12 protein-coding genes and 1 rRNA gene are annotated in these 11,557 nt (G+C 29.5%); 4 read left to right on the top strand and 9 right to left on the bottom strand.

The annotated features are described in order from the left end of the window. The 7 genes from JV122_RS02730 to JV122_RS02700 form a co-directional block, all read right to left on the bottom strand. Positions 1-77: ribosomal RNA gene (locus JV122_RS02730) — 16S ribosomal RNA — on the bottom strand; the annotation flags it as partial. Positions 78-315: 238 nt separating this feature from the next. Next, complete coding sequence (locus JV122_RS02725) at positions 316-1,122, bottom strand: TIGR00282 family metallophosphoesterase (protein WP_205842982.1); 807 nt, start codon at positions 1,120-1,122, stop codon at positions 316-318. Positions 1,123-1,155: 33 nt separating this feature from the next. Continuing rightward, positions 1,156-2,163: a recombinase RecA gene (gene recA, locus JV122_RS02720; protein ID WP_205842981.1), complete on the bottom strand. Its 1,008-nt coding sequence runs from the start codon at positions 2,161-2,163 to the stop codon at positions 1,156-1,158. 92 nt (positions 2,164-2,255) lie between these two features. Further along, a complete protein-coding gene (locus JV122_RS02715) occupies positions 2,256-2,654 on the bottom strand; it encodes a CinA family protein (RefSeq protein WP_205842980.1) in 399 nt (132 codons plus the stop codon). After that, positions 2,654-3,487 (bottom strand): ABC transporter permease, encoded by an 834-nt coding sequence (locus JV122_RS02710; RefSeq protein WP_205842979.1) that lies wholly within the window; start codon positions 3,485-3,487, stop codon positions 2,654-2,656. Before JV122_RS02710 ends, JV122_RS02715 begins: the two co-directional genes overlap by 1 nt. Then, entirely contained in the window at positions 3,487-4,311 is an 825-nt protein-coding gene (locus tag JV122_RS02705) for an ABC transporter ATP-binding protein (protein WP_205842978.1), read from the bottom strand. Before JV122_RS02705 ends, JV122_RS02710 begins: the two co-directional genes overlap by 1 nt. 1 nt (position 4,312) lies before the next feature. Beyond that, positions 4,313-5,143 carry an Hsp33 family molecular chaperone HslO gene (locus tag JV122_RS02700; protein ID WP_205842977.1) on the bottom strand — a complete coding sequence of 277 codons (831 nt, stop codon included), beginning with the start codon at positions 5,141-5,143 and terminating at the stop codon, positions 4,313-4,315. Between the two features lie 208 nt (positions 5,144-5,351). Here JV122_RS02700 and JV122_RS05035 point away from each other — a divergent pair, with 208 nt between their 5' ends. Together JV122_RS05035 and JV122_RS02690 are read left to right on the top strand one after the other, a co-directional pair. Continuing rightward, complete coding sequence (locus JV122_RS05035; protein WP_205842976.1) at positions 5,352-7,220, top strand: aromatic motif membrane protein; 1,869 nt, start codon at positions 5,352-5,354, stop codon at positions 7,218-7,220. Continuing rightward, a complete protein-coding gene (locus JV122_RS02690; protein ID WP_205842975.1) occupies positions 7,201-8,151 on the top strand; it encodes an aromatic motif membrane protein in 951 nt (316 codons plus the stop codon). Before JV122_RS05035 ends, JV122_RS02690 begins: the two co-directional genes overlap by 20 nt. 3 nt (positions 8,152-8,154) lie before the next feature. Here JV122_RS02690 and JV122_RS02685 read toward each other — a convergent pair whose 3' ends face one another. Both JV122_RS02685 and fba read right to left on the bottom strand, forming a co-directional pair. Further along, positions 8,155-8,718 carry a thermonuclease family protein gene (locus JV122_RS02685; RefSeq protein WP_205842974.1) on the bottom strand — a complete coding sequence of 188 codons (564 nt, stop codon included), beginning with the start codon at positions 8,716-8,718 and terminating at the stop codon, positions 8,155-8,157. A 17-nt stretch (positions 8,719-8,735) separates the two neighbouring features. Continuing rightward, positions 8,736-9,602, bottom strand: a complete 867-nt coding sequence (gene fba / locus JV122_RS02680) for a class II fructose-1,6-bisphosphate aldolase (protein WP_205842973.1) — start codon at positions 9,600-9,602, stop codon at positions 8,736-8,738. Positions 9,603-9,753: 151 nt separating this feature from the next. On the opposite strand from fba, the gene JV122_RS02675 reads away from it, so the two are divergent. Next, positions 9,754-10,566, top strand: a complete 813-nt coding sequence (locus JV122_RS02675) for an alpha/beta fold hydrolase (RefSeq protein WP_205842972.1) — start codon at positions 9,754-9,756, stop codon at positions 10,564-10,566. After that, entirely contained in the window at positions 10,559-11,542 is a 984-nt protein-coding gene (asnA, locus tag JV122_RS02670; RefSeq protein ID WP_205842971.1) for an aspartate--ammonia ligase, read from the top strand. The genes JV122_RS02675 and asnA overlap by 8 nt, the downstream gene beginning before the upstream one ends. The last annotated feature ends 15 nt before the right edge of the window (positions 11,543-11,557 follow it).

The raw sequence follows: 11,557 nt of genomic DNA, 5'->3' as shown, positions 1-11,557 counted from the left end.
GCACTGCTTCGTTCAACATGCATGTATTAGGCACACAGCCAGCGTTCATCCTGAGCCAGGATCAAACTCTTGAAATTGAATTTATGAATGTATTATGGTTTTTGTATCTAGTTTTGAAAGATCTATCCACATCGTTTATGATGTGCATTAAACATTATACAACTTTTTTTAAAAAACTAAAACTTTTTTTAATTTTTTTTATTTGCTGTGATTAATGCTTAATTATTGTACACTATTTTTAAAAAAACACCAAATTATTTTTTATTTTTTTTATGAAAAAAGAGGATTGCTCCTCTTTTTGTTCATTACTTAATATTAAAATATATTTATAGGTACTATTTTTCGGTGTTTTTTATTAGTTGATAAAAATAAATATACACCATTAAATTGCGTAGGATTTTGAGAAACTACAAACTTAACACGCTTATCGTATCTCATTTTTTCATAAACTTCTTGGAAGTTAGCTCCGATTGCTGCATTAGCTGGCCCAGTCATACCTGCATCTGTAATATATAATAGACCTTCAGGTAAAATTTTAGCATCATTGGTTTGCACATGAGTATGAGTTCCAACTAGAGCATCAGCTTTTCCATCTAAATATAGTCCAAAAACATTTTTTTCAGAAGTTGTTTCAGCATGGAAATCAATAACATGAAAATCTTCATCATCTGTGATTGAGTTTTCAATTTCATCATATGCATCGAAAAACGAATCAGCTTCAGATTGTTTTCAAGGATTATTTAGTTTGTTAAAATTCCTTCCTAGCATTGAAGTTACCCTTATTTTTATATTATTAATATTAAATACATTTGTTCCATGACCTGGGTAGTCTTCTGAATCGACGTTGTATGGTCTTAAAACATCTGCACTTTCTATAAAATTAAAGATATCTTGATTAGCTCACACATGATTTCCAAGAGTTATAACATTTACCCCTGAATTTTTTAGTTGTTGGTAATCTTCATAATTTAGACCTTTTCTTCCTGAAGTGTTTTCTCCCTGAGCAATTACTAAGTCTATTTGATATTTTTGTTTTAATTCTGGTAAATGTTTTTTGACAGCATCTATTCCTGGTTGCCCAAAAACATCACCTATAAATAAAACACCTAGTTCTTTTTCCATAAATTATATTTTAAACTTTTTTTTAATTAAAAATTAATTTTCATTTAATTTTTCGATTACTTTAGCTTTTATTTCTTCAAAAAATGATTGTTGGTTTTCTAAATAAAGTCTTAAATTAGTTTTTCCTTGTGCAATATTTTCTCCATTATAAGAGTATCATGCACCTTTTTTAACTATAATTCCGAAATCTTCAGCAAGCTGGGCGATTTCAGCATATTTAGAAATACCTTGTGAGAAAATAATTTCCACTAAAGCGGTTTTGAATGGAATTGCAAGCTTGTTTTTTACAACTTTGATTTTTACTTGATTTCCTGTGATATCACTTCCTGTTGTGAGTTGAGAAGCTTTTCTTACTTCCATTCTGATTGATGAGTAGAACTTAAGTGCTCTACCCCCTGGGGTTGTTTCTGGATTTCCAAAAATTACACCAACTTTTTCTCTAATTTGGTTGATGAAAATAATTGTTGTTCCATTTTTGTTTAGAGATCCGGTAATTTTTCTTAATGCCTTTGACATTAAACGAGCTTGACCACCAATAACTTGGTCTTTCATTTCTCCGTTTAATTCAGCTTCAGGAACTAAAGCAGCAACTGAGTCAACAACAATTAAATCAATTGCCCCTGTTTTTACAAGTGTGTCAACAATTTCTAAAGCTTGCTCTCCGGAATCTGGCTGAGATAAAATTAGATTATCAATGTTGATTCCGAGATTTTTTGCATAAGTTGGATCGATTGAGTGTTCAGCATCAATAAATGCTGCAATACCCCCTTGTTTTTGAACTTCAGCAATTGCGTGAAGAGTAATAGTTGTTTTACCTGAAGATTCAGGTCCAAAAATTTCTATAATTCTCCCTTTTGGAAAACCTTGTATTCCTAGAGCGTGGTCAATAGCAATTGAACCAGATGAGAAAACCTCAGTATCAACTGCTGGTTTTTCTCCTAAAAGCATAATAGCTTCTTTACCGAATTTTTTTTCGATTTCACCAAAAGCATCTTTGATTAATTTCTTTTGGTCTGTAGTTTTGTTTTGTTCTTCTTTCATTTGTCCTCCGCTCTAGAATAGAAATTTTTTGCCAAAATAGGCCTAAAAAGGACAAATTTGGGAAAAAATACAGAATCTTTCCTAAATTTTTCCTACAGCTTATTTTGAGTTATTAACATTTCAAAAGCGATATTGACAGCCTGATCGATTATCTCTGATCTACTTCCTTTTAAATTAAATTCAAAAACTTCTTCATTAATTGAAATATAAATTCTGCCAACCGGCTTGTTATCTAAAACATCAGGTCCAGCATTTCCTGTAAAAGAAACACAAAAATCTGTGTTGAAAAATTCTTTTCCTTTAAGAGCCATCTCTCTAGCGATTTTAGAATTTACAACTCCAGCAGATGTATCTACACCTAGTTTTTCTTTAATTTCATTTGCATAAGTCACTAAAGCTCCTTTAAAAAACTTTGAAGCTCCTGGAATTCTTACAATTTTAGCAGCAAATGCTCCGCCAGTAAAAGACTCAACTGAAGAAAGTGTTTTCACTATTCCCCTCACTTAAATTTCTTAACAGCTATTGATAAAAATGTAACTGAAATCATTATAGCAACAATTGGATAAACTATCAATTCTGTTGTGTTAACTAAATTTGAAAGCGAGCTATATCCGTTGTTTGAAAAAACCGAAAATAAGTGATCTGTTGAGTATTTTGTAGGAATTATATAACTAAAATATTTTAAAATTGGAGCGTATGTTAAGTCTGGTTTTCCTGTTCCAAGACCTCCTGATAAGAAAGAAATTGGAAAGAAAATTAAATTAGCAAGCGAAGATGCTGCAACTGTACTTTTTACTAATGAAATAATTAAAAATCCTAAAGAAACTGAAACTAAAAATGTTAAGAAAATATAAGGTAAAATTGCAACTAATCCAAAGTTAAATCCCACTGAAAAGTCTAAATATTTATTAAATCCAAGAATTAAAGAACCTACTAATGGAACTCATAAAATAACAAATAGTGTTCAAATGAATTGATAAATTAAGGTTGCAATCATGAAAATAGTTTTGTTAATGTTTGCCGATCCAATCCTTTTGATCAAGGTTGATTTTTTAAAATCAACAATCACTGTTGAAAAACCGATCAAACCATTTGAAATAATTGTTGAAACCAATACCCCTACTATTATTTGTTTTGCTAGTTCATAAATTTGAGGTTGAATCAATTCATCACTTAAGTTTGCTTTTTTAAAGTTTCCGATTGCTGTTGAGTAAGTTACGTTTCCTAAAAGAAGAAAAATTAAGAGTGGTCAAACAATTGTAAAAAAAGGACCAAAAAAGCCTTTTCAATAATAAGCATTAATTAATTTAACAACTGCTTTCATTACTTATTTTCTCCTTTATCTTTTTTGAAAAATCTTTTAAGTTTAGTCTTAAAATTTTCTTTTTGCTGCGTATTTTCTGTATTTTTGGTTTCTTTTTCTTCTTTTTCTTTGGCATAAATCTCTTCAAAAAATCTATCGATTCAAGGTTCGATTTTTCCGTATTTTTGCTCTAGATTTTCAATTGTATCGTTTTCAAAAATTTGCCCTTTGTCTAAAATAACAATTTTATTACACATTCTTAGAGCTTCTGAAACGTGGTGGGTAATTAAAATAAGGGAGCAATCTGGATTTTGGTCTAAATATTTAATTATATAACCTCTAACTTCTCTTCTGATTTTGATATCAAGTCCTGTTGATAATTCATCTAAAATTAAGAAATTTGGTTTATGAATTAAAGAAAGCATGATGTTAATTCTTTGCTGTTGACCACCTGAAAGTTGATAAACTTCTTTCTTTTGTAGCTTATCAAGTCTGAATAATTGAATCATTTCATCAAGATATTCTTGAGTGATTCCTTCTCTTCCAAAACTGTCTAAATAGAAATTAATTAACATCTGAACAGTCACGCCAGCAGGGTATTTTGATTCTTGAAACTGAATTCCAACCTTTAGATTTGGGTGTCAATAAACTTCTCCAGAAGTCGGCTTTTTAACCTTTGCCATTATTTCAACAGTTGTTGTTTTTCCTGAACCATTTCCACCTAAATAAGCAATTCTGTCGCCTTTATAAATTTCAAAATTAAAATTATCTAGAACTTTTTTGTGTCCATAGACTTTTGTAATGTTTTTTAAAGAAATTAAAACTTCTTTTTTATTTTGTTCCATTTTACTCCTTAAAGTCTTCTTTATAAAAAGTGTATTTAGTTAGACAAAAATGACAACTAACTTCAATTTTTTGATCTTCTTCAAGCATTTTGTTTATTTCTTCTTTTGGCAGCGCCTTTAGTGAAACAAGAATTTTTTCTCTGTCACAAGAACATTTTCAAAAAGCACTTCTTTGTCCAACAAGAGTTGCATCAAGTCTTTTTTGGTATTCTTCAATTCCCAGTTCATCAAAGTTATTTTCTTTTAAAAAGTTTTCAATTCACACAATGTCTTCTTCTGTATAACCTGGAATTAATTGAAAAATTACAGAGTAAGCACGCTTAACCTTTTCTTTATTTAAGAATTTTACACTTGTTTTAATTGCTGTGTAGATCTGTTCTGAAACCTCAAAATAGTAAGCTAGATCAGTGATAATGTCTGATTTCATTAGCTCAACTTCACCACCAAAAGTACCACTTCTACCCATTTCTCTTGAAATTTTCAGCGTTCCTTCGTTTCCGATTCCTAAAATTAAAGGAATGTCATCAAAGTTTTGATCATCTTTTTCTGTTTCAATGTCAGAATCACCTAAAAGCGCCCTAATTTCTCCAGAACTTTTTGCTTCAACTAAAATATTTTTAACAGCACCATTAGATTTTATGTAAGCTGTAACTCTACCTTCTTTTGTTTGCAACATAAAGGGTAAAACCCCAAAAGCAGCAATCGAGTGAGCTAAAATTAAAGAAGGAAATGGCTTTGTTTTTTGAACTTCAATGTTCTTTTGAACCACTTCACTAAAATCACTTAAATAGATTCTTACATTATTTTTTATTAGTATTTTTATATTATTCATATTAATATTCTATTATATCAAAAATTGTGCTATAATTTGCTTGTATAAATAATTAAACTTAAAAACAACAACAAAACAAACAACAACAACTTAGAATACTATAATTATTTATACAGGAGACCTTAAAATTCCTAAAAGGAATTTTTTTATTTCCCTTTTGTATTATAATTTGTTTAGTATTCTAAATTGTTGGTAGAAAGAAATATAAATGAAAAAGCGAACAAAAATTGCTCTGTCTTTTTTATCTACAGCTCCTTTATTACCTTTAGTTTCTTGTGCTCAAGCAAAAGAAACTAAAGTTGTTGATCAAAATTTGGCAAAGAATCAATTTTATCAACAAGCAAAAATAAGTGGGCTACTAAATGATGCTTTTAATAATGATAAAAATTTAGTAAATAATTATATTTTTCAACAGGAAAATATAAATTTTTCTCATATCCAAGAACTTAAATTTGCTCTTAGTGTTTACAACCCTAATCGCCCAATTTTCTTAGACAGACTTGGAAGTCAAAATAAGCCAATCATTTCTTTAGGAAGAGAAATCTTTTATGAAGACTTTAGCAAAAATTGATATTGAATTCTTAAAAATCTTAAGTTTATAAAATTTGCCCACTACCCTTATCCTCTAAATGGATTTAAGGCAAATAATTTCGGTGACAAAAGCGAGTCTGATTACTTCAGCGAAGAATCGAATAACATTTTAGAATTTAATTCCAGTGACTTAAGTGACTTTTTTGTAATAAAAACTGAAACAGATAAAGACGTTGAATTTGTCAAAAAAGCTGTATATTACCTTTTAATTGACAAAAATAAAGTTGTAAGATTACAAAAATTTACACGCAAAGACGACTCTTTTGTCTTTAGACTTGATCACGATCTTTTTGAAATCAACAAACTTGAAAACTTCAGTCTTGAAAACTTTGCTAAAGAGTTTGAAGCAAACTTAAACACAAAAGTTGAGCAAAAAATTAAAGCAGAAAAAGAAGAATTTGATGAAGAACTCACTCTTGAAGAAGATGAAGATAATCCATCTAGTCCTGAAGAACTTCAAAAGAAAAAAGAAGAGCAATACAAAAAAATTGAACAAAAATACTCATCAATAAATTACAATACAAAGGAAGAATGAGCATTTTTAAACTGAAATTATGATATTTTTAAGGAACTTGAAGAAAAATATTCTCTTAAAAAATTCATGTTTAGAAATGTTGATCCAGCGGTTATTGAAGCTCACAAAAATCAAAACACAAGCAACTCAAACCCCGATCAAAACACCAATAATATCCCTGATATTTTCAAAAAATTTATTGATACAAACTTAGATATTTACAAAAAAGTAATTTCTCCCGAAGAAATTGAAACAAAGAAAGTTATCGACACTCTTTTAAATGAAATTTTTAACAAAGATAAAGATAAAATCAATGTTTTTGTAAAATCTCAAGAAGAAAATAAAGAGAAAATTCAACAACAATTTGTTGACTTTGCTAAAAAAATAAACACAGACACAACAGACTTTAGAAAATCTGGTTTATTTAATGAATACAAAAAACTCGTTTCAGATAACTGATATTTTGTTTTAAATAATTTAGTTAAATTTAAATCAACTTTTAGCAACTGATTCTTGCTTCCAGATAAGCAAAAAACAGACAAAGATGGACATCTTTTAGCACCTTCACAGGCTTATTTAGACAAAGTTGAAAATGCAGATTACTATGAAGTGACTTATTTCTCAAACAATTACTTAAATCAAATTCAAGAAGGAGACACTTCTTTAATTAACACTTCTTACAAAGACTTTTATATCAAAAAGAATAATCAAATTTTCAATATAAGACTTTCACTCAAAAAAGAAGGAAATGAGGTTGAGTTCATTCCTTTAACAATTTATTTTGGAAAAGCAAAAACTAAATTTATTTCAATCGCTTCAATTACTTCTATTATTCACAACGGAATTTTCCACGATAGTTATGCACACTATCAAGCCTTTGAAAACGAATTAGTTGACAAATATGGTTATGGAATTCCTGCAGAAATGCTCTTTATTTGAAAGGAGACTAAAAATGAACAAAAAGATAACTAGCTTTTTGAGTCTAGTTGCTCTAACTTCTGCTTCTGCTCTTAGTTTTTCTTGTTCTAAAAGTCAAGAATCTCAAAGTGCTGTAATTCAAAAGTTTCAAACAGAAACACAAGAAGAAAAAGACGAAAGAAATTGAGAAAACTTCCTTTCAAATGAGTTTGTAAATAACTTTTTAAACTTAATTTATGAAAATAAAGATGAAAAAGAAAAATTTATTCAGGAACAAAAAGAAATTGATTCTAACACAGAATTTAGCAAACTAAAAAACTGATTATACTACTGAAATACTGTCGAAAACAAATCTGATGATCCTGTTTGATCTCCTGCAAAACCCCTTCCTTTCAAAAAAGCACGAGATGGAGTTAGTGATTTTGCTAACAAAAATTGATTGTTCTTTTTATTCAATATTCAAAAAATAGTCTTTATGCAACTTGCAGATACAACCAACCTTTTTGATGGAACTAAAGAAGAATTAACAGAAAATTCAAGAGCAAACTTAATCGATCATCCTCTATTTTACAAACCTTCAACAAACGAAATTATTGACTATTCTATTTTTAAAGAAGTTGATAATTTACACTTAAGTGCTGAAGAATTAGAGTTTGATGATTTTGGAGAATATACACAAGAATACAAAGCGTACCTTTTAAACAAAGATGGTTACATTTTTGAAATCAAACTTTCTAAAAGGTTTGATGAAAATAAAAAACTAACTTCCCAAAACATCCAATTTTCCCTTTGATTAGATCGTTTTAAAAACTTTTCAAGAATTAAAACAGAAGATCTAAAATCTTATTTTAATATTAAAAAATACTCACAAGAAAAAGAATCTCAAGGAACTGCACAAGGTAAATCAGCCATTAGCTTCAATATTTTCAAAGAAAATTATGGTGGCGAACCTTTAAGATATGCATTTAGTGATATACAAAAATAGTGCTTAATTGGCACTATTTTTGTATAGCTTTTCTTCAATTTCATCTAAAGAACTATATTCTTTTCAAAATCCTTTTTTATTTACTTGAGCATAGAATGAAGCATCTAAAAGTTTTTTGTAGTATTCTCTATCATTTGTGTAAAAAGGAGATTTTCTGTCTTCTGAAATATACCTCACAATTGCTAATCCGTTTTTTAAAACTTCTAAACCTACATCTTCATTGTCAATTAAGATTTTAGAAACGTTTCTTCCGTATTTGTCGTGTGTTATTGGAACTATATTTACTTTTTTGTTTAGTATTTTATCTCACAAAAATGCTCTTGCATTTTTTGCGAAAATATGTGTTTGACCCTTTGTTTCGACTCCTTGGCGATCTTTTATTTCAGGAGTGTCAATACCAAAAATTCTAAATCTTTTCTTTGTTGAAGTTGTGAAGGTATCACCATCATAAACAGAAATCACACTTGCATTTATTGTCTTTTGCTCATGAGTTTTTGACACTGAACAAGAACTGAAAAAGACTAAACTTAGGAAAATATACAGGATTTGTACTAGTTTTTTCCGCATATAAAAAAACAAAGCAATTATCTTGCTTTGTTTTCTGCACCAAATTCTTTGATTTTGTCAATAACTGTTTGTCTCATTGCTGCTGTCCCTGGAGCATATAGTTTTCTAGGGTCAAAGTTTTTACCTTGTTTAGCTTTTCCTGATTCAACAAATTCTCAAATTGCTTTGGCGTTTGATTGTTGTAATTCTGTATTAACGTTAATTTTTGAAATTCCTAAAGAAATAGCTTTTTGAATTTGATCAGCTGGAATTCCTGATCCTCCGTGTAGAACTAATCCAATTTTTGCTGCTTCAGAAATGTTTTTAAGAGCTTCGAAGTTAAGTGATTTTCAAGATGCTGGGTATGGACCATGAATGTTTCCAATACCTGCTGCTAACATATCAATTCCTAATGAAGACATTTTTGCTGCTTCTTTTGGATCTGCGATGTCTCCGTTTCCAACGATTCCATCTTCTTCTCCACCAATTGTTCCAACTTCAGCTTCAACAGAAACTCCTTTTTGTAGAGCAACTTTAACTAGTCTTTGTGTTCTTCTGTAGTTTGTTTCAAATGGTTCGTGTGATCCATCATACATAACAGATGTGTATCCTGCTTCAATAGCTTTTAGACAAGCTTCGTATGAACCGTGGTCTAAGTGAAGAGCAACAGGAATAGAGATTGATAAATCTTCCATTAATCCTTTTACCATTCCAACAACAGTTTTCATACCTCCCATGTATTTAACTGCACCTTCTGATGTAGCTAAAATTAGAGGTGATTTCATTTCTTGAGCTGCTAATAAAACAGTTTTAGCTCACTCAAGGTTGTTAATGTTGATGTGAGGAATTGCATATTTGTTTTTGTATGCATGTTTCATCATTAATTTTGCATTTACTAAATTCATTTTTCTCCTTCTTTATTAAGCAAATTTATAATTAAATTATACTTTTTTTTCGCTTTATAAAGAAAAAAAACTTATTTTTTTATTCGTTTTGCTTTTTTTCTTTAGATATTTTTAAATCATACTAAAATAAAATAAATAGTTTAGGAGAAAAATGAAAGAAATAAAATACGATTACAACTTTGTTTATAAAAAGGGATTAAAGCCAGAACTTAAGCCTATTATTTTTGTTCATGGCTTTAATTCATCACCCAGAACACACAAGATTTTTGAGGACGCTTGAAATTTAAGCGACTATTATGCAATTCAATTTCCAGGGAATAACTTAGTTGAACCAAAGAACAACGAAGAAATTTCTGTGTATTCTTTTGCAGATATTCTTATTAAATTTATAGAAGAAAATAACTTAAAAGATGTTATTTTAGTCGGACACTCAATGGGTGGAGGAACTATCTCGCTTGCTTACAAAAAAAGACCTGATCTTTTTTCAAAACTAATTTATGTAGCACCAATGAATAAAACTTCACTTGCAACAACAGAAGATTATTTTAAAACTTACTTCCCAAAAACTTTTGCAGAGTGAAAAACCTTTATGAAAGCACTTTATTATGATCCTGAAGTTTCCCTTTTTAATAATAAAGAACTGATGGAACAGTGTGAAAAAGACTTTGATCCTTATCTGTATCACAACGAAAATACGCTTAAATTAGGTAAATCACTACCTAATATGGAGCTAATGAACTCAATTGAAGAAGGACTTAAATCAATCAATGTACCAACTCTTTTGGTTTTAGGTGAAAAAGATGCTGTGATCGACAGAGAAAACTGTATAAAATACTTTAGAGAAAATGTTAAAAACATTCAAATTGAAGTTTTTGAAAAAACAGGACACTTAATGTTTAATGAAAATTTTCAAAAGTATTTTAAAATACTAAAAGACTTTATTTTAGGAGACCAAAATGTATAAATCAAAATTAACAATTAGACAAACTCAAGAAGCAATTCAAGACTTAAGACACATTTTTCAAGAGCACCTTAAAAAGAATTTAAATCTTACAAGAGCTACAGCTCCTTTATTTGTTGCTCCTGAATCTGGACTAAACGACGGTTTAAACGGAGAAAGTGCTGTAAGTTTTGAAGCTAAAATGGTAAATAATAAAAGACTTGAAGTAGTTCATTCATTAGCTAAATGAAAAAGAAATGCGCTGAAAGAATATGATTATAAAGTTGGCGAAGGAATCTACACAGACATGAATGCAATCAGAAGAGAAGAGGTTCTTGATGAGACTCACTCTCTTTATGTTGACCAGTGAGATTGAGAAAAAATTATCACAAGCGATGATCGAAATATAAACTTTTTAAAAGAAGTTGTTTCTTTAATTTATGATGCTTTTAAAAAGACAAAAAGGGAAATGGTGGAGCGTTTCAGTTCTTTAGAAAATGACTTACCAGAAGAAGTTTTCTTTATTTCAGCTCAAGATCTGGAAGATCTTTATCCAGAATCTTCAATTGATGAAAGAGAAAATTTAATTACTCAAAAACACAAAGTTGTCTTTATTAAAAGAATTGGATATCCGCTTAAATCAGGTCTAATTCACTCTACAAGAGCTTTTGATTATGATGACTGAAAACTAAATGGAGACTTACTAGTTTGATCAAATACACTCAAAAAAGCTGTAGAAATCTCTTCTATGGGGATCAGAGTTGATGAAAAGTCACTCAAAGAACAATCTAAAATGACTGAAGCACAACTCAAAGAACTTTCTCCATACCACAAAGCAATCATTGACAAAAATTTACCACTGACAATTGGTGGTGGAATTGGTCAAAGTCGTGTGTGTATGCTAATTTTAGAAAAGGCACATATAGGGGAAGTTCAGAGTTCTTATTGACCTGAAGACTACAAGAAAAAACTAAAAGCAAAAGGTATAAATCTGCTATAGAAAAAGAACAGTTTG

This window comes from Mycoplasma procyoni (assembly GCF_017052595.1).
GTDB classification, from domain to species: Bacteria; Bacillota_I; Bacilli_A; order Mycoplasmatales; family Metamycoplasmataceae; genus Mesomycoplasma_A; species Mesomycoplasma_A procyoni.
Note: the sequence above shows the minus strand (reverse complement) of the source record. Positions and strands in the feature narration are given on the sequence as shown.